This is a genomic window from Pseudomonas sp. R84 (assembly GCF_009834515.1).
Taxonomy (GTDB): Bacteria; Pseudomonadota; Gammaproteobacteria; order Pseudomonadales; family Pseudomonadaceae; genus Aquipseudomonas.
The window spans coordinates 6,290,499-6,310,450 of sequence record NZ_CP019426.1; the positions used below are offsets into that span (position 1 = coordinate 6,290,499).

A 19,952-nucleotide genomic window follows, 5' to 3' on the forward strand; every position below is an offset into this window, starting at 1 on the left:
GGGGCTCTGGCTCTTGGCTTTAGCTGCTCACCGGCAAAATCGGGCTACCCAACCGCTCCAGCAACGTCGCCTGCGCACTGCGCGGGTTCTGGTTGCCGGTAGGCGTGTTGCGAATGTAACGACCATCCGACTGCAAGCTCCAGCTGTGGGTGTTGTCGGTCAGATACAGTTCCAGCTCTTTCTTCACCCGGGTCAGCAGTTTTTTGCCTTCGACCGGGAAGCAAGTCTCAACGCGCTTGTCGAGGTTGCGCTCCATCCAGTCGGCGCTGGAGAGGAACATCTGCTCGTCGCCGCCATTGAGGAAGTAGAACACGCGGGTATGTTCGAGGAAGCGGCCGATGATCGAGCGCACATGGATATTGTGCGAAACCCCGGCAATCCCCGGACGCAGGCAGCACATACCGCGCACCACCAGATCGATGCGCACACCGGACTGGCTGGCCTTGTACAACGCGCGGATGATCTTCGGATCGGTCAGCGAGTTGAACTTGGCGATGATGTGCGCGGGTTTGCCGTCGAGCGCAAATTGCGTCTCGCGGGTGATCATGTCGAGCATGCCCTTCTTCAGGGTGAACGGCGCATGCAGCAGCTTCTTCATGCGCAGGGTTTTACCCATGCCGATCAACTGGCTGAACAGTTTGCCGACGTCTTCGCACAAAGCGTCGTCGGAAGTCAGCAAGCTGTAGTCGGTGTACAGCTTGGCGTTGCCGGCGTGGTAGTTACCGGTGCCGAGGTGCGCGTAACGGACGATCTCGCCCGCCTCGCGACGCAGGATCAGCATCATCTTGGCGTGAGTCTTGAAGCCGACCACGCCGTAGATCACCACCGCACCGGCCGCTTGCAGACGGCTGGCCAGTTGCAGGTTGGATTCTTCGTCAAACCGCGCACGCAGCTCGATGACCGCTGTCACTTCCTTGCCGTTACGCGCGGCATCCACCAGCGCATCGACGATCTCGGAGTTGGCGCCGGAGCGGTACAGGGTCTGACGCACAGCGAGAACGTGCGGGTCTTTGGCGGCCTGACGCAGCAGGTCGACCACCGGGGTGAACGACTCGAACGGGTGCAGCAAGAGAATGTCCTGCTTGCTGACCACGCTGAAGATGTTTTCGCTGTTCTGCAGCAGTTTCGGGATCTGCGGGGTGAACGGCGTGTATTGCAGCTCCGGATGACTGTCCAGGCCGGTGATGCTGAACAGGCGTGTCAGGTTGACCGGGCCGTTGACCTGATACAACTCGCTCTCGCTCAGGTTGAACTGCTTGAGCAGGTAATCCGAGAGGTGTTTTGGGCAGGTATCAGCGACTTCCAGACGCACCGCATCGCCGTAACGACGTGAGAACAACTCGCCACGCAGGGCGCGGGCCAGGTCTTCGACGTCTTCGGAGTCGAGCGCCAGGTCGGCGTTTCGGGTCAGACGGAACTGGTAGCAGCCTTTTACCTTCATGCCTTGGAACAGGTCATCGGCGTGAGCGTGGATCATCGACGACAGGAACACATAGTTGTCGCCCGGGCCACCGACTTCTTCCGGCACCTTGATGATCCGTGGCAGCAAGCGCGGCGCCGGGATGATCGCCAGACCGGAGTCGCGACCAAAGGCGTCGATACCTTCGAGCTCGACGATAAAGTTCAGGCTCTTGTTCACCAGCAACGGGAACGGGTGCGTCGGGTCGAGGCCGATCGGGGTGATGATCGGCGCGATCTCGTCGCGGAAGTAGCGGCGCACCCAGGTCTTCAGCTTGACCGTCCAGTTGCGGCGCCGGATGAAGCGCACTTGGTGCTTTTCCAGCTCCGGCAACAGGATGTCGTTGAGGATCGCGTACTGACGATCAACGTGACCGTGCACCAGCTCGCTGATCCGCGCCAGCGCTTGATGCGGTTGCAGGCCGTCGGCACCGGCCTGTTCACGAGCGAAGGTGATCTGCTTCTTCAGGCCGGCGACGCGGATTTCAAAGAATTCGTCGAGGTTGCTGGAAAAGATCAGCAGGAACTTCAAGCGTTCCAGTAACGGATAGGACTCGTCCAGCGCCTGCTCCAGCACGCGGATGTTGAATTGCAGTTGCGAGAGCTCGCGGTGGATGTACAGGCTGCTGTCATCCAGGCCCGGTATCGCAATCACTGGCGCCGCCGCGACAGGTTCGGTGACTGGCGCGGGTGGCGCAGGCTCCAGTTCCGGCGGGGTCTCGGTGATTTGCTCGACCACCGGCTGAGCTTCTTTTACTGCAACTTCCGTGAGTCCTTCGGTATTCATTGAATGTTCCTGGGAGGGCTATTTCTGCTCTCGTAACAATTGAGCGGCGCGGACAGCAAAGTAAGTCAGGATGCCATCAGCGCCGGCACGTTTAAAGGCGGTCAGTGATTCGACAATCACCGCCTCGCTCAACCAGCCATTCTGGATCGCCGCCATGTGCATGGCGTATTCGCCGCTAACCTGATAGACGAAGGTCGGCACTTTGAAGGCATCTTTTACCCGGAAAAGAATGTCCAGGTAGGGCATGCCCGGTTTGACCATGACCATGTCCGCGCCTTCAGACAAGTCCGCACCGACTTCGTGCAGCGCTTCGTCGCTGTTGGCCGGGTCCATCTGATAGGAGGCCTTGTTGGCCTTGCCGAGGTTCGACGCCGAACCGACCGCATCGCGGAACGGGCCGTAATAGGCGCTGGCGTACTTGGCGGAATAAGCCATGATTCGCACATTGACGTGACCGGCAATCTCCAGCGCTTCGCGAATCGCCTGAATGCGACCGTCCATCATGTCCGACGGTGCGACAACCTGCGCGCCGGCTTCGGCATGGGACAGCGCCTGACGAACCAGTGCGTCGACGGTGATGTCGTTCTGCACGTAGCCTTCTTCGTCGAGAATGCCGTCCTGGCCGTGGGTGGTGAACGGATCAAGCGCAACGTCGGTGATCACCCCCAGCTCCGGGAAACGCTCACGCAGGGCGCGGGTGGCGCGCTGGGCAATGCCTTCCGGGTTCCAGGCTTCGCCGGCGTCGAGGGATTTCAGTTCAGGAGGGGTAACCGGGAATAGCGCCAGCGCCGGGATACCCAGCTCGACCCACTTCGCCGCTTCTTCTAGCAGCAAATCGATAGTCAACCGCTCTACCCCGGGCATCGAGGCCACGGCTTCGCGACGGTTTTCACCGTCTAGCACGAACACCGGCAGGATCAGGTCATCGACCGTCAGCACATTTTCCCGCACCAGCCGACGCGAAAAATCATCACGACGATTGCGGCGCAGGCGCGTGGCAGGGAACAGACGGTTGGCGGGGGTAAAGCTCACGGCGGACTCCTGAGCCCGCGCAAACGGGCGAGCGTGACAGTTATAGACGGCCATTATGACCAACAGATGACAGTTGTGTGAGACCTGTGTCACGTAGCCGCATTCCATTCTCAGTGTAGGAATTGTTCACGTCGAGACACATTTGGACACTTTCATGAATGTGTCCGAAGGGTTAGGCTGCGCGTTCATTTCGCCAGCACCCAGACAATGCTCCAACAATTTCTGCATGACTTTGGCTACTTTGCCTTGTTCCTCGGCACGTTTTTCGAAGGCGAAACCATTCTGGTGCTCGCGGGCTTCCTCGCGTTCCGTGGATACATGGACATCAACCTGGTGGTGGTTGTGGCGTTCTGCGGCAGCTATGCCGGCGATCAGCTGTGGTACTTCCTGGGGCGCAAGCACGGGCGCAAATTACTCGCGCGCAAACCGCGCTGGCAGCTGATGGGCGACCGCGCGCTGGAGCACATTCGCAAGCATCCGGACATATGGGTGCTGAGTTTCCGTTTCGTTTACGGTCTGCGCACGGTGATGCCGGTGGCGATCGGTCTGTCGGGTTATCCGCCGGGCCGTTATCTGCTGCTCAACGGCATCGGTGCGGCGATCTGGGCGACCGCGCTGGCGGCGGCGGCTTACCACTTCGGCGCGGTGCTTGAAGGCATGCTCGGCAGCATCAAGAAGTACGAGCTGTGGGTACTCGGCGCGCTGCTGATTCTTGGCGTTGGCCTGTGGCTGCGCCGCCGCTTCAAGAATGCGCGGCTGGCCAAACAGGTCTACGCCGACGAGCAAGCCGCGAAAGCTGCACTGCTGAATCAAGCCGAAGAGTCCAAGCCCGCCGAACCGAAGACGCCAGCCGAGTAACTCGTTGGCGACTTGCTGCAAGCCCGCCGGCACTGAGCGGGCTGGCCGCCCCTCTCAGTCAGATACGTCACTTTTAACCTCGCTGCTCTGGCGCATTCACGTTCGCCAGCGGCGTTCTCACGCCAAAAATCTCTCGCTCGTTACGTAGCAGGCAACCGCAAATAATGAACACCCCGGCGTTGTTGCGATCCATGTAGAAAGCGTTCCATGCAGGTGCAGCCACCACTTGAGCCTATGGCAACGCGCGATAATTTAGTGGACATTTAGCGCCATGAATCTGGAGAGAAACCCATGAGCAAAAAAGTTGCAGTGATCCTGTCCGGCAGTGGCGTGTACGACGGCGCCGAAATCCATGAAAGCGTGATCACCCTGCTGCGCCTCGACCAACGTGGCGCGCAGGTACAGTGCTTCGCCCCGAACATCGCGCAATTGCACGTGATCAACCACCTGACCGGCGAAGAAATGCCCGAGTCGCGCAACGTCCTGGTGGAATCCGCGCGCATTGCCCGCGGCAACATCAAGGACATCCGCGATGCTGACGTCGATGATTTCGATGCGCTGATCGTGCCGGGCGGTTTTGGTGCGGCGAAGAATCTTTCGAACTTCGCCGTCGAAGGCGCTGGCTGCAGCGTGCAGCCGGAAGTGCTGGCGCTGGCCGAGGCATTTGCCGAAGCGGGCAAACCCGTCGGCCTGATGTGCATCTCGCCGGCACTCGCGGCGAAGATCTACGGCCCGGGCGTGACCTGCACCATCGGTAACGACACCGACACCGCCACGGCGATGAACAAGATGGGCGCCACCCATGAGGATTGTGCGGTAACGGAAATCATCGAAGACAAGGCGCGTAAACTGGTGACGACCCCGGCTTACATGCTGGCGCAGAACATCAGTGAGGCGGCTTCGGGGATCAACAAGCTGGTCGACCGTGTGCTCGAACTGACCCACGAAAACGACGCCTGATCCCCCGCAGCACACACGACAACTGTGGGAGCGAGCCTGCTCGCGAATGCGGTGTGTCATTCAACTCGATGTTGTCTGATACAACGCCTTCGCGAGCAGGCTCGCTCCCACAGGGGATTTGTGTAGGGCTTAAGGTTTTCGCGTCAGTCGGGTGAGAATCCGGTCCAGTGCATTGGCGAACGCCTGCTTCTCGCGATCGCCAAACGGCGCCGGCCCGCCGCTCATCTGGCCCTGCTCGCGCAGATCGGTGAACAGGTTGCGCACGGCCAGGCGCTCGCCCATGTTCTGCGCATCGAACTCCTTACCGCGCGGATCCAGCGCCGCGACGCCCTTCTTCACCAGCCGGTCGGCCAGCGGGATATCGCTGCAGATCACCAGTTCACCAGGCACCGCGTGCTCGACCAGATAATCGTCTGCCGCATCCGGGCCGCTCGGCACCACGATCAGTTTGACGATGGCCAGCCCCGGTTTGATCTGCGGCTGCCCGGCCACCAGCACCACTTCAAACTGACGCTTGAGGGCGAACTTCACCACCAGATCCTTCGCCGCCCGTGGGCAGGCGTCGGCATCGATCCATACACGCATTTTCTTTACCTCTAAAAGCAAAAGATCGCAGCCTGCGGCAGCTCACAGAGTGCGCGTCGTGCCGCAATATTGCGACATGCTACGCCCCTGTAGGAGCTGCCGAAGGCTGCGATCTTTTAAGGGAGCACTCAATCAAGCAGCCGAAACCCGCCGCTTCTCCGCCACCCAACTACGCCCATACAACACACCAATCGCCAGAATCGCCACCGCCTGCGCCGTTAACGAATACGCATCGGCATGAATGCCCAGCCAATCGAATTCAAAGAACGCCACCGGCCGCGTGCCGAAGATCCCGGCTTCCTGCAAGGCCTTCACACCGTGCCCGGCAAACACCACCGACAGCGCACACAGCAGCGCCGCGTTGATGCTGAAGAACAGCGTCAGCGGCAGTTTCGCCGAACCGCGCAGAATCACCCACGCCAGACCCACCAGCAGCACCAGCGCCGTCGCCCCGCCCGCAAGCACCGCGTCATGCCCGGCAGGACCGGCCTGCAACCACAGGGTTTCGTAGAACAGGATCACTTCGAACAACTCGCGGTACACCGAGAAGAACGCGAGGATCGCGAAACCGAAACGTCCGCCGCCACCAACCAGGCTGCTCTTGATGTAATCCTGCCAGGCCGCTGCGTGGCGACGGTCATGCATCCACACGCCGAGCCACAAGACCATGACACTGGCGAACAGCGCTGTTGCGCCTTCGAGCAGTTCACGCTGCGAGCCACTGACATCGATCACATACGCTGCCAGCGCCCAGGTGCCGAGGCCGGCCAGCAGCGCCAGCCCCCAACCGACGTTGACGCTGCGCACCGCCGATTGCTGGCCGGTGTTACGCAGGAAGGCGAGGATCGCCGCCAGCACCAGAATCGCTTCCAGACCTTCGCGCAGCAGAATCAGTAAACCGGAGATGTAGCTCAGCGACCAGCTCAGACCATCGCTGCCAAGCAGGCCGGCAGACTCTTTTAGCTTGGCCTTGGCCACGTTCAGGCGCTGCTCGGCCTGCTCGACCGGCAAGCCGTCCTGCAACGATTGCCGGTACGCCATCAGCGATTTTTCGGTGTCCTTGCGCACGTTGGCGTCGACGTTATCCAGCGAGCTCTCGACCAGCTCGAAGCCTTCCAGATAGGCCGCGACCGACAGGTCATAAGCCTGATCGTGATCACCGGAGCGATACGCCGCCAAGCTCTTGTCCAGCGTTGCGGCGGTGTAGTCGAGCAACTGCGCCGGACCACGCTTGACCTGCGGCGGCTGCGCGCGTTGCGCACGAAATGTCGCCGCCGCTTGCGGGCCTTCGGCAGCCTGCACTTCGGCCGGGGTCTGGCGGGCCAGATCGGCGATGTTGTAGCTCTTCTCCGACTTGGCCGCCGCCGGATCGGCGCTGAAGCCGGCGATGTAAGTCGCCAGATCCCAGCGCTGACGATCGTCAAGCTGATCGGCAAACGCCGGCATGTCGGTGCCTTCGACGCCTTGGCCGAGGGTGTTGTAGATCGCGTACAGGCTCAGGTGATCCAACCGCGCCGCATCACGCAGATTGGCGGGTGCCGGGGTCATGCCGAGTCCCGCCGGGCCGTCACCGGCGCCGCTGTCACCGTGGCACACCGAGCAATTCTGCGCATAGAGCGGTGCGCCGCGAGTCGGATCCGGAGTGATGATCGGTGCCTGGCTGACTTCATAGGCTACCGCCAGTTGCGCGCCCAGTTGCCGCGCCTGACGAGCCACTTCGGCGCCGTCCTGCTTCGCGGTGATCGCTGCCTTCAATGCGCTGACACCTTGCTCCAACGCAGCTTTTTCAGGCTTGGCCGGCATGCCGGCGATCAAGCCTTGCAGCGCTTGGGTGAACTCCAGTTGCTCGCGATATTCGGAGTCATCGACCACCTTGCCTGCGGCTACCGTCGGCGGGTAGTCGGCGCTGATGTAGTCGAGCAGGTGCAGCGCTTGCGGTGCGCCTTCCGCGGTATCGGCCAGCAGATTGAAGCTGCTCAGGGCAAACAGCGGGAACACCAGCCAGGCCAGGAAACGGGACGAGGCAGTCATGAAGAATTCTCAAATGGAAATGCGAAGTTACATATTGTTCACTTCGAACGCATTTCCCTCAAGCTTTGTCGATGCCGCGTCAGACATGACGCGAGCTATCGGAGAAAAAAACGACACATCACTTAGCCACTATTGCACCCTATACTGAGCTAACTGTCGCATTTCCCGCTCAAGGATGAACCCCTTTCATGCGCCATCGCTTGCACTTGCCCCTGTTGATCGCCGCCGTTGTGCAACTGAGCGGCTGCGGTGCGTATCGCAATTACGATATGGAACTGCAACAGACCACCGACCAGTTCAAGGCCGGCAACATCGACAGCGCCCTGTCCGTGATCGAAGCGAACAATCCGGCCCCGGAAAAAGACCTGCTCTACTATTTCGAAAAGGGCGCCGTACTGAGTGCCGGCGGCGAGTTTGCGCAGAGCCAGACCACCTGGCGCAGCGCCGAGCAGATGATCATCGAGCGCCAGGACACCATTGAAACCACCGGCGACAAGTTGCTCGCCGCCATGGGCGATCACTGGGGCAGCATCATCAATGACAAGCTGCGCCGCTACGATGGTTACGACTACGAAAAAGTCATGCTGACCACACAAATGGCCCTCAACCAACTGGCCATGAATGATTTTGACGGCGCCCGTGCCGACATCAAGAAAACCCACGAGCGCGAAGCGCTGATCGCCCGCCAGCGGGAGCTGGAATACGAGCGTGTCGAAGAAGCGGCCAAGGCCAGCGGCGCCCGCGTCCATTACAAGGATCTGCAAGGCTACCCGGTGGTCATGCTGGAATCTTCCGCCGTCATCGCCTTGAAGAACGGCTATCAGAGCGCGTTCAGTCACTATCTTGCCGGCTTCACCTATGAAGCGCTGGGCGAGAAAGATCTGGCAGCGCCCGGCTATCGTCAGGCAATAGAACTGCGTCCGGACATGGCGTTTTTCCAGCAGGCATTGCGCGACCTCGACAGCCCTGGACTGAAGGTAGACGAAAGCGATGTGCTGATCATCGTGCAGAGCGGCCTGGCGCCGGCTCGCAGTTCCGTGCGCGTGCCCTACCCGGTGAAGTTGGCGGACGGGCAAGTCATCGTTGCCAATGTATCGTTTCCCGTGATGGTCCCTGACACTTCGACCCCGGCGTTCAATCAAGTGAGCATCGACGGTCGTCAGAAAAAGCTGATCGCCGTCAACAGCATTACCGACATGTCCTTGCGTACGCTGCGTGACGACATGCCGGGCATTATCCAGCGCACAACCTATCGGGCATTTCTGGCGGCCGATGTTCAGGCAACGGACAATCGACGCGATCCGAGCAAAGCCTCCTACGTCACTCACTGGGATGGCTTCGAGCAAGCCGACACCCGTACCTGGCGAACCCTGCCCAACCTCACCCAAGTTGTGCGCCTGCGCCTGAAAAAAGGTGAGCACCTGATCAGCCTGCCCAACGCGCCCGGGGCTGCGCCACTGAAAATCCGCATCGACCAGAACCGCCAGGTCATCAACTTGCGTGCCTTGGGTGATCGGGTGTTTGCCAATGGCAGCGCATTCCAGTCGGACGGGGCGTCGGCAAGGAGCGTGGTATCCAACCTGAAATAAGCAATGGCACCAAACTAACAAGTGAGATTAAAAAGCTATTACATAGCCATCACCGCCTGCTTATAATGCCGCGCCCGCGTTATTGCGCTCGGGCATTAAAGCTCCTCAGGTTATGAGGAATTGGCAGGAGGCCAGCGCCACTGCCGATGGGTCACACCAGCCCGACCAGCATCCGCGGCTGTATTACTCCAGGGAAGAAGTACCCCCATGGCATTCCGCGCCCCCACTCTGATCGCGCTCAGCGCCGTCACGTTGCTGTCCGGCTGTTCGGCGTTTCGCAACTACGACTCGGAACTGGCACAGACCAACCAGCAACTGGCCACCGGCAACGTCGACGCCGCGCTGACTTTGCTGGAAAAGAACAACACCGGCCCCGACAAAGACCTGCTCTATTACTTCGAGAAAGGTGAGTTGCTGCGCGCCAAGGGCGACCTTTCGGGCAGCCAGAATGCCTGGACCAGCGCCGATGGGGTGGTGGGTCAGTGGGAGGACTCGGTCAAGCTCGACACCGGTAAGTACCTGGCTCAGTTCGGCAGCTTCATCGTCAACGACAAAGTGCGTCGCTACGAAGGCTACGACTACGAAAAAGTCATGCTGACCACGCAGATGGCCCTGAACCTGCTGGCGGTCAATGACTTCGACGGCGCACGTACTGCGATCAAGAAAACTCACGAACGTGAAGCAGTGATCGCCGACCTGCGCGACAAGGAATACCTCAAGAGCGAAGAAGAGGCCGAAAAAGAAGGCATCAAGACGCAGTACAAGGACTTGCAGGGTTATCCGGTCGCCAGCCTCGACGCACCGGAAGTGGTGGGTCTGAAGAACAGCTACCAGAGTGCCTTCAGCCATTATCTGTCCGGCTTCGTCTATGAAGCGCTGGGCGAAAAAGGCCTGGCTGCACCGGGCTACCGCAAGGCTGCCGAACTGCGCCCGAACACGCCGCTGCTGGAGCAGGCGCTGGTCAATCTCGACAAGCCGAGCAAGTCCGACGACAGCGACATTCTGATCGTGGTGCAAAGCGGTCTGGCGCCGGCCCGTGATTCGATCCGTGTGCCACTGCCATTGCCGATCTCCAACAACGTGGTGATCACACCGCTGTCGTTCCCGATCATCAAACCTGACACCTCTACGGCGACGTTCGCGCAAATCGGCGTCGACGGTCAGCAGGTCGATCTGACCGCGCTCAACAGCACCACCGCCATGTCCCGCCGCGCCCTGCGTGACGACATGCCGGGGATCATCCTGCGCACCACCGTGCGGGCGATCACCAAAGGCGTGGCGCAGAAGCAGATCAACGAAACCAACCCGCTGGCCGGTCTGGCCGTCGGTATCTCTTCAGCTGTGCTCGAAGGTGCCGATACCCGTACGTGGCGCACCCTGCCGGACTACACCCAAGTGGTGCGTCTGCGTCTGAAAAAGGGTGAGCATCAGGTTACCCTGCCAAGCGCCGTGGGCGGTTCGGTGGTCAAGGTCACTGTCGATCAGCGTTATCAAGTGATCACTTTGCGCGCCGTGGGCAACCAGGTGTTCGCCGGCGGCCTCGCCGCACACGTCATCCCGAGCGCCGGCGCGACCAACGTCGCCAGCCTCAAACAACCTTAAGAACGGAGTCTTTGCATGCGTTTCAAACTCATCGCCGTCGCCGCCCTCGCCTTGCTGGCGAGCGGCTGCGCCACCCCGCCACCGCCAGAGCCGGGCAGCGCCGCGAGCAAAGTCGTGGCCATGGGTCCGCAGAAACACATCGTCGTCGGCGCCATGCGCGTCGCCCGCGAAAACGGCTTCATGACGGTCAATGTGCAGTTGAGCAACACCCTCAACAGCAACAAGATTTTCTACTACCGCTTCGCCTGGCTCGGCGCGGAAGGCTTCCCGATTGCCGAAGAAGAAGTCTGGAAAAGCCAAATGATGTACGGCGCCCAGACCAGCTTCATTCAAGGCATCGCCCCGACCCCGAAAGCCGTGGACTTCCGTCTGGAAATCAAGACGCCGTAAGCCTGCCACCCTATTCCTGTTTTAGAGAGCACTCCCATGTTTGCACGCTTTTCCTGCATCGCCGTTATCGCCCTGCTGGCCTCCGGTTGCGCCAACACTTCGCCGACCCTGGGCAGCAAGAACATCAGCTACGGCGACACCAAAGCGGTTGAAACCGTGACCAACGAATTCGGTTCGACCGACCTGCAAATGATCGCCGAGTCGATGACCCGCTCGCTGGCCCAGTCCGGCATTCTGCAGGGTCGTCCGGTCGTTCAGGTCTACGACGTGAAGAACAAGACCAGCGAGTACATCGATACCCGCGAAATCACCACCAGCATCAAGACTCAGCTGATGAAAACCGGTGTTGCGCGTTTCGCCAGCGACAACAACGCCATGCAAAGCCAGGTTGACCAGCTCAAGCTGCAAAACCAGAGCGGCCTGTACAAGAAGAGCACCGTGGCCAAGACCGGCAACATGGTTGCCGCCAAGTACCGCATCGAAGGCTCGATCAGCTCGATCGTCAAGCGCAGCAGCGACTACAAGGACGTCTTCTATAAATTCAGCCTGCAACTGATCGACGTTGAAAGCGGTCTGGCCGAGTGGATGGACGAAAAAGAGATCCGCAAAACCACGGAGCGTTAATTGATGCGCGCATGGATTGGCATGATGGCCCTGGCTTGCGCGTTCAGCGTGCAAGCGGCCCCGAAAGTCGCGGTGACGGATCTGGCGTATCAGGAACGTGTGGAGCAATACATCCACATCGTTTCCGCTCAGAGCAATCATCGCGAGGGTTACTACAGCTCCAGCGGCTCGTCGAGCTACAACGAGATCGAAGCGAGCACCAGCTACATCGAGCAAGGCGAGCTGCGCAAATTCACTGGCGACATCAAGGGTGAAATCCTGCGTACCGGCATGTTCCAACTGGTGCAAGGCACGCCGTACACCGCGTCGTCCAAGGGTGACGTCTACGACGTGATCAAGCGGATCAAGGCCGGCAACTTCAAAGGCGCCGACTATGTGCTGTTTGGTACGGTGTCGGACATCGACTTCACTCAGGACGTCAACGAGCTGGCGCACACCGACAGCTATTCGGCGGTACTGGGCCTGACGTTGGTGGCGGATTTCAGCCTGATCAACACCAAGACCTTCGAAATCACTTCGGCCTTCACGGCGATGGGTGAAGCGCAGGACACCAAACTGGTGAACCATCGCGACATCAAGATCTCGCTGAACCGCCCACGAGTGGTGCGTGACGTGTCGAAGGCGCTGGGTGAAGACGTGGCCGGGCAACTGAGCATGCAGCTCGGTGGCGGTGGTTACGAGCAGCCGCGCGAAGCGCCGCAGCGCAACAATCTGCCGCGCGATACTGCGCCAGTGATTCTGCGCTGATGACTGGCCCCTGATCATTCCCATGCTCCGCGTGGGAATGCATCCCGGGACGCTCTGCGTCCCAGCCAAAAAAAAGGCGACCCGCAAAGGTCGCCTTTTTTGTGCCCGCGATGTTTACGCCGCCGCTTTACGCAACGTCGCCATAAACGCCGCTGCACCGATGAACAGCCCGGCAAACGTGCGGTTCATGCGCTTCTGCTGCTGCGGGGTGCGCAACAGACGCAGCACCTTCGACGCCAGACCGGTGTAGCCCGCCATCACGATCAGGTCGACGCAGACCATGGTCACGCCAATCACCAGATACTGAATCAGCAACGGCGCATGCGGGTTGATGAACTGCGGCAGCACCGCCAGCATGAAGACCAAAGCCTTGGGGTTGCTGATGTTCACCAGAAAGCCACGGAATATTAGCGCCAGCGGTTTGCCGATCGGCCGTACAGCCGCGTCATCACTCATGTCCATGGGCAGCGCGCGCCATTGCTTGATGGCCAGATACACGAGGTAAGCCACACCAAACCATTTGATCGCGTGGAAGGCCGTGGCCGAAGCGGTCAGGATCGCGCCAACACCGGCGCCGACAATCGCAATCTGCACCGCCAGACCGATTTGCAGGCCAAGGGCGTTCCAGTAACCACGCCAGAAACCGTATTGCAGACCGCTGGACATCGACGCAATGGCGCCAGCACCCGGGGACAGACTGATCACCCAGCAGGCGGCAAAAAACGCCAGCCATGTTTGAAGCTCCATCGCACACCTCGACTCATGCTCGTGACAAATGCCTAAGCTAATGCGGGTTTGAATGGATGACTACCAATTTTTGCTGAATGTTGCAGGTGCTGCTGAGGGCCCCTTCGCGAGCAAGCTCGCCCCCACATTTGATCGCGGTCTACTGTGGGAGCGAGCCTGCTCGCGAAGGTGCCAGATCAGACGCCGCAGAAATCACTTTTCGAAACCACTCGACGGAAACACATCCGTCCCGCGCCAACGTCGCACCGAGCGCTGGAAAAACAAGCTGTTCGGCACCTGCACCATGGCGCTGCCGGTCCCCAGCTCCTCCGCCTCGATCAACGTGGTGTAAAGCAGATTGATCGCCACCACCCGGCCTTTGACGCCAGGCTTGTCGGTGGTGTCCACCAGCTCAACGATATCGCCCAACCGAAACGGTCCGACAGTGAAGATCAAAATCGCGCAAAGCAGGTTCGACAGCACACTCCACATCGCAAAGAACGCGACCGCCGCCACCGCGACGAAACCCGACAGAGCCGTCCACAACACCGTGGCAGAAACGCCAAGGCGTTCCAACACGAAGATCAGCGCACTGCCCATGATCAGCCAGCGCAGCACACCACGCAGCGGCATCAGCAACTGCGGCGGGAACGGATAGCGCTCACCCAACCGGGTCAGGCCTTTGGCGACGAAGCGCTGGGTGAGGTAACCGGCCAGCAGGATCAGCAGAATCTGCACGACAAACCAGATCGGCTCGACCCACTCCGCCGGCAGCGGCAGCTTGAACGCATCCATCAGGACAGCGCCTCCAGCTCCGCTTGCATGCTTTCCAATACCTCGAGGGCTTCCATCCACGCCTCTTCCAGCTCGCCTTCACGAACCTTCAGCTTGGCCTGTTCGGCGAGCAGATCACGCAATTCGTTCTTGCGTGCCGGCTCGTAGATGTCGCTGTCGCCGAGGCTGGCGTCGACCTTGGCGAGCTTCTCGTGAAGCTTGCCCAACTCGGCTTCGAGCTTGTCGGCTTCACGCTTGTGCGGGGCCAATTGCTGACGCAACGCAGCTGCGGCCTGACGCTGAGCCTTCTTGTCGGTCTTGTCCGGGTTCACCGGCGTATTGCTGACTGGCGCGTTGCGCTGGCGGTATTCCACCAGCCAGCGCGCATAGTCTTCGAGGTCGCCATCGAACTCTTCGACCTTGCCGTCTGCGACCAGGTAGAAGTTATCGGTGGTGCTCTTGAGCAAGTGCCGATCGTGAGACACCACCAACACCGCACCGCTGAATTCCTGCAGCGCCATGGTCAGCGCCAGGCGCATTTCCAGGTCGAGGTGGTTGGTCGGTTCGTCGAGCAGCAGCAGGTTTGGTCGTTCCCAGGCGATCAGCGCCAAGGCCAGACGCGCCTTTTCACCACCGGAGAAATTCAGCACTGGCTCATCGATGCGTGCGCCACGGAAATCGAAGCCGCCGAGGAAGTCGCGCAGAGTCTGCTCGCGTTCGCTCGGCGCCAGACGCTGCATGTGCAGCAACGGACTGGCCTTGGAATCCAGCGAGTCGAGCTGATGCTGAGCGAAGTAGCCGACCACGGTGTTCTCGCCACGGGTCAGGCGCCCGGCGATCGGAGACAGCTCGCCGGCAAGGTTCTTGATCAGGGTCGATTTACCCGCGCCGTTCGGCCCGAGCAGGCCGATCCGCGCACCCGGGGTCAGTTGCAGCTTGACCTTCTCGAGGATGGTTTTGTCGCCGTAACCGAGGCTCGCATCAGACAGATCGATCAGCGGGCTGGAGATCTTGCTCGACTCGCGGAAAACGAAATCGAACGGCGAATCGACGTGGGCCGCCGACAGCTCTTCCATCCGCTCCAGGGCTTTGATCCGGCTCTGCGCCTGACGGGCCTTGGTCGCTTGCGCCTTGAAGCGGGCGATGTAGCTTTCCATGTGCGCACGTTGCGCCTGCTGCTTCTCGTAGGCCTGTTGCTGCTGGGCCAGACGCTCGGCACGGGCGCGTTCGAATGCGGTATAGCCGCCGCGATACAAAGTGATCTTGCGCTGATCGACATGCGCCACGTGGTCGACGACTTCGTCGAGGAAATCGCGGTCGTGGGAAATCAGCAGCAAGGTGCCCGGGTAGCTTTTCAGCCACTCTTCGAGCCAGATGATCGCGTCGAGATCCAAGTGGTTGGTCGGTTCGTCGAGCAGCAACAAGTCCGACGGGCACATCAAGGCCTGCGCCAGATTCAGACGCATCCGCCAGCCACCGGAGAAATCACCGACCTGACGATCCATCTGCTCGTTGGTGAAACCCAGACCGGCGAGCAACTTGCGCGCTCGTGCGTCGGCGGTGTAACCGTCGGCGCTGTCGAGTTCCGAGTGCAGGCGGGCCTGAGCGGCACCGTCGTGCGCGGCTTCGGCGGCGGCGAGGTCACGTTGCACCTCGCGTAGACGCAGGTCGCCATCGAGCACATAGTCGACGGCAAGCCGCTCGAGCGTCTCGATTTCCTGGCGCATGTGGGCGATGCGCCAGTCGGCCGGCAAGAAGCAGTCACCCGAATCCGGGTGCAGTTCACCCCGGATCAAAGCGAAAAGGCTCGATTTGCCGGCGCCGTTGGCACCGATGAGGCCGGCTTTGTGGCCGGCGTGCAGGGTCAGCTCGGCGTCTTCTAGCAGACGTTGCGGGCCACGCTGTAAAGTCAGGTTCTGAAGTCGGATCATAATGGCGGCGGAGTCTACCAGCTTCGCTCACAACTGGCGCGAGTAGCACGATGTCCTCTGACCTGTGGAGCTTTTCCCTTGCCACCTACGCCCGACCGGGCGTGGAAGACGCCTGCCTGCAACTGCAAACGGCGGGGGCCAATGTGTGCCTTCTGCTGTGCGGTTTATGGCTGGAACAACGTGGCGCAACCTGCGACGAACAACGCGTAAGGCAGCTTCATGCGTTGACCGGACCGTGGGATATCGAGGTGGTGCAGCCGCTGCGAACCCTGCGCATGCAATGGAAAGCGCGGGCGGTGGATGACGCGGTTTTGAAAGGCATGCGCGAGCAGATCAAATCACTCGAGCTGGAAGCTGAGCGAGCGTTGCTGTCACGGCTTGAGGGTGTGGCGCAGGAGTGGATGCAAAACGACGCAGGCTCGGCAACCTGGCTGGAAGAATTGGCCGGCACAGCGGCCAGCCCGAACCGCGACGCGCTGCAAGTGCTGCGCGTCGCGGCAACCGGCACTTAGGAAGCGCTGGTCGGGTTGTTGCTGACGCTCGACGCAGCGGCTGGCGATGGCGTAGTCGATGGCGTCGAGGTAGTAGCGGCTGGAGCAGGTGCCGATGGCGCAGCCGACGCTGCCGGTGCGGCTGGCTTAGCAGCAGGCGCGGTAGCCGGTTTAGCAGCAGCTGGTTTGGCAGCGGCTGGCTTTTTAACGGCTGGTTTTGCGGCAGGTTTTGCAGCTGGCTTGGCGGCTGGTTTTGCAGCAACAGGCTTGGCAGCAGCGGCCGGTTTAGCGGCTGGCTTGGCTGCCGGTTTGGCGGCGGCATTCACGGCTGGTTTGGCAGCAGCTTTTGCTGGCGCTTTTGCAGCAGGTTTGGCGGCAGCTGGTTTAGCGGCAGTCTTGGCAGCTGGTTTTGCAGCAGCAGGTTTAGCTGCGGCGGTTTTCGCTGGAGCAGCTTTTGCTGCAGCTGGTTTGGCGGCTGGTTTAGCAGCGGCGGCACGGGTAGCCGGCTTGGCAGCGGCAGTACGCGCAGCAGGTTTTGCCGCCGTGCTTTTAGCCGCTGGTTTTGCAGCGCTCGCCGCAGCAGGTTTCTTCGCTGCAGGTTTTGCGGCCGCTTTGGCAGCTGGTTTTGCAGCGGCTTTCACCGGTGTTTTTGCAGCTGGCTTGGCAGCGGTTTTAGCAGCAGCTTTTGCAGCAGGCTTGGCCGCCGCGGTTTTCGCTGGAGCTTTTGCAGCAGCAGGTTTGGCAGCTGCTTTCTTCGCCGGTGCCGCTGCCGGTTTGGCTGCACGCGAGGACAACACTTTGCCCACGGCTTCTTGAACGCGACCAACACCTTGGGCCAGTTTCAGGCTTTCCTGGGCATCGCGCTTGAGTTGCAGAATGTAGCTGCGGGTGTCGGACTGACGATCCTTCAAGGCATCGAGAAGGTCTTCCAGTTCTTTCACTGCGCCCTTGGCTTTGGTCTGTGCCTTGGCTTTGCCGGCGGCAGCTGCGTCCTGCAATTTGGTGCGGGATTTATGAAGTTTTTCCTGCGCCTTGCCGCGTTGCTTTTCCAGTTTGGCGAGCAGTTTTTCAGCATCAGCCAAGGCTTGGGAGCAAGCGTTTTCCAGATGCTCGAGCAAGCTGCCCGAGAGTTGTTGGAGTAAGTGCAACGGAGTATTTACAGGCTTCTTGGTGGCCGACATGGTTTACCTCCTGGCTGACGTGGGTGCGGCTCATACTAGACCTCTGCAGTTACCGCCGCTAGGGCATCTTGACAGTATCGATTGCGTTGCGTTGCACCGAATCGAAAATGTTCTGCGCGAAGTCAAAAGCAGTTCACCGTTGCAGACGTTCGCGCTGGCATAATCCACCGCATCTCAGGACGGAGAGTGCCCATGTCGCGCTACTTTTTTTTATCCCTCTGGATGATTTTTTCGGCCGCTCACGCGGACGAAAAAACCACCGCGAACGATGCTCACGATCTGGCCTACAGCCTCGGTGCCAGCCTCGGTGAACGGCTGCGCCAGGAAGTCCCGCAATTGCAGATTCAGGCGCTGATCGATGGCTTGCAGCAAGCCTATCAAGGCAAGCCGCTGGCACTGAGCGAAGCACGCATCGAACAGATTCTGGCCGATCATGAAGCGCAACATGCCGAACATTCTGCGCAGCCTTCGAGCGACGCGGCGATGGAAAACGAGCAACGTTTTCTGACCGCTGAAAAAGCCAGACCGGGCGTAAAAGAACTGGCCGACGGCATCCTGCTCACCGAGCTGACACCTGGCAATGGCACCAAGGCCGGGCCTGACGGAAAAGTGCAGGTGCTGTATGTCGGTCGACTGCCGGATGGCACGGTGTTCGATCAAAACACTCAGCCGCAATGGTTCAACCTCGACAGCGTGATCGCGGGTTGGCGCACCGCGCTGCAGAACATGCCGGTGGGAGCAAAATGGCGACTGGTGATTCCGTCGGATCAGGCCTATGGCGCCGACGGTGCCGGCGACCTGATTGCACCGTTCACACCGCTGGTATTTGAAGTGGAATTGCGTGGCGCGACGAGTTGATCGGGCAATAAAAAACGGTGCGCTTTCGGGCGCACCGTTTTTTTTGATCAGGATTCGGGATCAGGCCTGAACCGGATCTTCTTCCTTGTGTGCTGTGTGCAGCACTTCAATCAGGCAGTCTTCCAGCTCGAAGCGCTCGTGCAGCAGGCCGCCGAGTTCCTTGAACTTCTCGGCTACGCATTTGCCTTCATCGCACAGATCGTTGAAGGCGAGCAGCTTCTCGGTGATGACGTCGATGCGCGGATAGATCGTCTCGGCGAGTTCCAGACCACGCTTGTCGTTGAACGCCTTGGCTTCGCCAGTCAGCTGTTCGTAGATTTCGAAGTGCCCGGCCGAGACGTAATCGACCAGCACACCGCAGAATTCCTGCAGAGGCTTGCGGCTCTCGGACAGCGACTCAGGCTGTGCACCGAGTTTGTCGTAGGCACCGATCAGATCTTCACGCTCTTGCAACCAGCGGTCGATCAGCAGATGAACTCCACCCCAACGTTCCTGAGCATTCTGACAACTTTCGAGCATGGCGATCTCTCTTCCCTTGTGGGTCATGCTGCTCTACACCCGCGCCCCTCTTTTGATTTTGCCTTGGGGAACGGCCGGGCAGAGCGTCATCGAGCAACATAAATCCAATGACACGTGCGGGCCAGATTATGCCCGCGCGCCTATGGCTTCAAGGTACGCAGGAGATAAAGTTCATACAAGTGTTTAATCCCGCAGCAGCACCGAGTGCGACGCTTCGCCGCTGAGCGGGCGTTGCAGAGCACTCCAGACCAGCCGCAACAATTGATACACCGCCAGAATCGAGACGGCGACAAAGAACAACAGGCTCCACTCCGGGATGCTCAGGTCGAACAGGGTCCAGGAAATTTCCGCACAATCGGCACCGCCGCTAAACAATGTTTGCAAGGCACAAATCCATGGCAGACCGCTGAATAAGGCCTCGGGAGCTGGCGAGCAATTGAGCAGGTGCAGCAGCGGATCGCTCTGTATCAATACCTGCCGCCAGGCCGCCGTGGTGCCTCCCATGCTCGCGCCCAAGGTCAACAGCCAGTACAACCACAGACCAACACGCCTGGGGCCGTGCACCGCTGCCACACCACTGGACACGCACAGTAGCGTAAGGAACAGACGCTGCACCAGGCACAGGCTGCACGGCGTCAGGCCGACAGCATATTCAAGATAATAGGAAGCTCCCAGAGCAAAGGCCCCCGCAGTGAAAGCCATGAAGAACAAGGAGCGTGAGCAGGCCAACGACATGGCTTTTCCGTAACAGTAGAGACAGACGGTTACGGTAGAGGAAAGCGTGTCAGCCTTTCAAGGCAAGGCCCTGC

General features: G+C 60.2%; 19 protein-coding genes. 9 read left to right on the forward strand and 10 right to left on the reverse strand.

Going from position 1 to position 19,952, the window contains the following annotated elements:
- Positions 1-19: 19 nt before the first annotated feature.
- A complete protein-coding gene (gene ppk1, locus PspR84_RS27970) occupies positions 20-2,245 on the reverse strand; it encodes a polyphosphate kinase 1 (protein ID WP_160059849.1) in 2,226 nt (741 codons plus the stop codon).
- An 18-nt stretch (positions 2,246-2,263) separates the two neighbouring features.
- Complete coding sequence (gene hemB, locus PspR84_RS27975; RefSeq protein ID WP_160059850.1) at positions 2,264-3,277, reverse strand: porphobilinogen synthase; 1,014 nt, start codon at positions 3,275-3,277, stop codon at positions 2,264-2,266.
- Between the two features lie 207 nt (positions 3,278-3,484).
- Between hemB and PspR84_RS27980 the strand changes: the two genes are divergently transcribed.
- Together PspR84_RS27980 and elbB are read left to right on the forward strand one after the other, a co-directional pair.
- Positions 3,485-4,135: a DedA family protein gene (locus tag PspR84_RS27980; protein WP_116028473.1), complete on the forward strand. Its 651-nt coding sequence runs from the start codon at positions 3,485-3,487 to the stop codon at positions 4,133-4,135.
- A gap of 291 nt (positions 4,136-4,426) precedes the next feature.
- On the forward strand, positions 4,427-5,095 hold the full coding sequence (gene elbB / locus PspR84_RS27985; RefSeq protein WP_160059851.1) for an isoprenoid biosynthesis glyoxalase ElbB: 669 nt from the start codon (positions 4,427-4,429) through the stop codon (positions 5,093-5,095).
- Positions 5,096-5,224: 129 nt separating this feature from the next.
- Here the strand turns inward: elbB and PspR84_RS27990 are convergent, their stop codons facing one another.
- Together PspR84_RS27990 and PspR84_RS27995 are read right to left on the reverse strand one after the other, a co-directional pair.
- Positions 5,225-5,680 carry a YaiI/YqxD family protein gene (locus PspR84_RS27990; RefSeq protein WP_007911138.1) on the reverse strand — a complete coding sequence of 152 codons (456 nt, stop codon included), beginning with the start codon at positions 5,678-5,680 and terminating at the stop codon, positions 5,225-5,227.
- A 132-nt stretch (positions 5,681-5,812) separates the two neighbouring features.
- On the reverse strand, positions 5,813-7,711 hold the full coding sequence (locus PspR84_RS27995) for an FTR1 family protein (RefSeq protein ID WP_160059852.1): 1,899 nt from the start codon (positions 7,709-7,711) through the stop codon (positions 5,813-5,815).
- A 188-nt stretch (positions 7,712-7,899) separates the two neighbouring features.
- On the opposite strand from PspR84_RS27995, the gene PspR84_RS28000 reads away from it, so the two are divergent.
- The 5 genes from PspR84_RS28000 to PspR84_RS28020 all read left to right on the forward strand — a co-directional run bounded on the left by PspR84_RS28000 (position 7,900) and on the right by PspR84_RS28020 (position 12,663).
- Positions 7,900-9,300, forward strand: a complete 1,401-nt coding sequence (locus tag PspR84_RS28000; protein ID WP_160059853.1) for a hypothetical protein — start codon at positions 7,900-7,902, stop codon at positions 9,298-9,300.
- A gap of 207 nt (positions 9,301-9,507) precedes the next feature.
- Positions 9,508-10,902, forward strand: a complete 1,395-nt coding sequence (locus PspR84_RS28005) for a hypothetical protein (RefSeq protein WP_160059854.1) — start codon at positions 9,508-9,510, stop codon at positions 10,900-10,902.
- Positions 10,903-10,917: 15 nt separating this feature from the next.
- Positions 10,918-11,292 carry a YcfL family protein gene (locus PspR84_RS28010; RefSeq protein ID WP_007911131.1) on the forward strand — a complete coding sequence of 125 codons (375 nt, stop codon included), beginning with the start codon at positions 10,918-10,920 and terminating at the stop codon, positions 11,290-11,292.
- A 36-nt stretch (positions 11,293-11,328) separates the two neighbouring features.
- Positions 11,329-11,916 (forward strand): penicillin-binding protein activator LpoB, encoded by a 588-nt coding sequence (lpoB, locus tag PspR84_RS28015; RefSeq protein ID WP_016772610.1) that lies wholly within the window; start codon positions 11,329-11,331, stop codon positions 11,914-11,916.
- Positions 11,917-11,919: 3 nt separating this feature from the next.
- Positions 11,920-12,663, forward strand: coding sequence for a penicillin-binding protein activator LpoB (locus tag PspR84_RS28020; RefSeq protein ID WP_160059855.1), 744 nt, complete (start codon positions 11,920-11,922; stop codon positions 12,661-12,663).
- A gap of 114 nt (positions 12,664-12,777) precedes the next feature.
- Here PspR84_RS28020 and rhtB read toward each other — a convergent pair whose 3' ends face one another.
- The 3 genes from rhtB to PspR84_RS28035 all read right to left on the reverse strand — a co-directional run bounded on the left by rhtB (position 12,778) and on the right by PspR84_RS28035 (position 16,094).
- Positions 12,778-13,410, reverse strand: coding sequence for a homoserine/homoserine lactone efflux protein (gene rhtB / locus PspR84_RS28025; protein ID WP_160059856.1), 633 nt, complete (start codon positions 13,408-13,410; stop codon positions 12,778-12,780).
- Between the two features lie 192 nt (positions 13,411-13,602).
- Entirely contained in the window at positions 13,603-14,184 is a 582-nt protein-coding gene (locus PspR84_RS28030; protein WP_160059857.1) for a mechanosensitive ion channel family protein, read from the reverse strand.
- Complete coding sequence (locus tag PspR84_RS28035) at positions 14,184-16,094, reverse strand: ATP-binding cassette domain-containing protein (protein ID WP_160059858.1); 1,911 nt, start codon at positions 16,092-16,094, stop codon at positions 14,184-14,186. Before PspR84_RS28035 ends, PspR84_RS28030 begins: the two co-directional genes overlap by 1 nt.
- Before the next feature lie 50 nt (positions 16,095-16,144).
- Between PspR84_RS28035 and PspR84_RS28040 the strand changes: the two genes are divergently transcribed.
- Entirely contained in the window at positions 16,145-16,606 is a 462-nt protein-coding gene (locus tag PspR84_RS28040; RefSeq protein ID WP_160059859.1) for a TIGR02444 family protein, read from the forward strand.
- On the opposite strand, the gene PspR84_RS28045 is transcribed toward PspR84_RS28040, so the two are convergent.
- Positions 16,603-17,766 (reverse strand): AlgP family protein, encoded by a 1,164-nt coding sequence (locus PspR84_RS28045; protein WP_160059860.1) that lies wholly within the window; start codon positions 17,764-17,766, stop codon positions 16,603-16,605. The genes PspR84_RS28040 and PspR84_RS28045 overlap by 4 nt on opposite strands.
- 192 nt (positions 17,767-17,958) lie before the next feature.
- On the opposite strand from PspR84_RS28045, the gene PspR84_RS28050 reads away from it, so the two are divergent.
- Positions 17,959-18,624 carry an FKBP-type peptidyl-prolyl cis-trans isomerase gene (locus PspR84_RS28050; protein ID WP_160059861.1) on the forward strand — a complete coding sequence of 222 codons (666 nt, stop codon included), beginning with the start codon at positions 17,959-17,961 and terminating at the stop codon, positions 18,622-18,624.
- 60 nt (positions 18,625-18,684) lie between these two features.
- On the opposite strand, the gene PspR84_RS28055 is transcribed toward PspR84_RS28050, so the two are convergent.
- Both PspR84_RS28055 and PspR84_RS28060 read right to left on the reverse strand, forming a co-directional pair.
- Positions 18,685-19,143, reverse strand: a complete 459-nt coding sequence (locus PspR84_RS28055; RefSeq protein WP_064116385.1) for an Rsd/AlgQ family anti-sigma factor — start codon at positions 19,141-19,143, stop codon at positions 18,685-18,687.
- A gap of 183 nt (positions 19,144-19,326) precedes the next feature.
- Positions 19,327-19,878 (reverse strand): disulfide bond formation protein B, encoded by a 552-nt coding sequence (locus PspR84_RS28060; RefSeq protein ID WP_160059862.1) that lies wholly within the window; start codon positions 19,876-19,878, stop codon positions 19,327-19,329.
- Between the last annotated feature and the right edge of the window lie 74 nt (positions 19,879-19,952).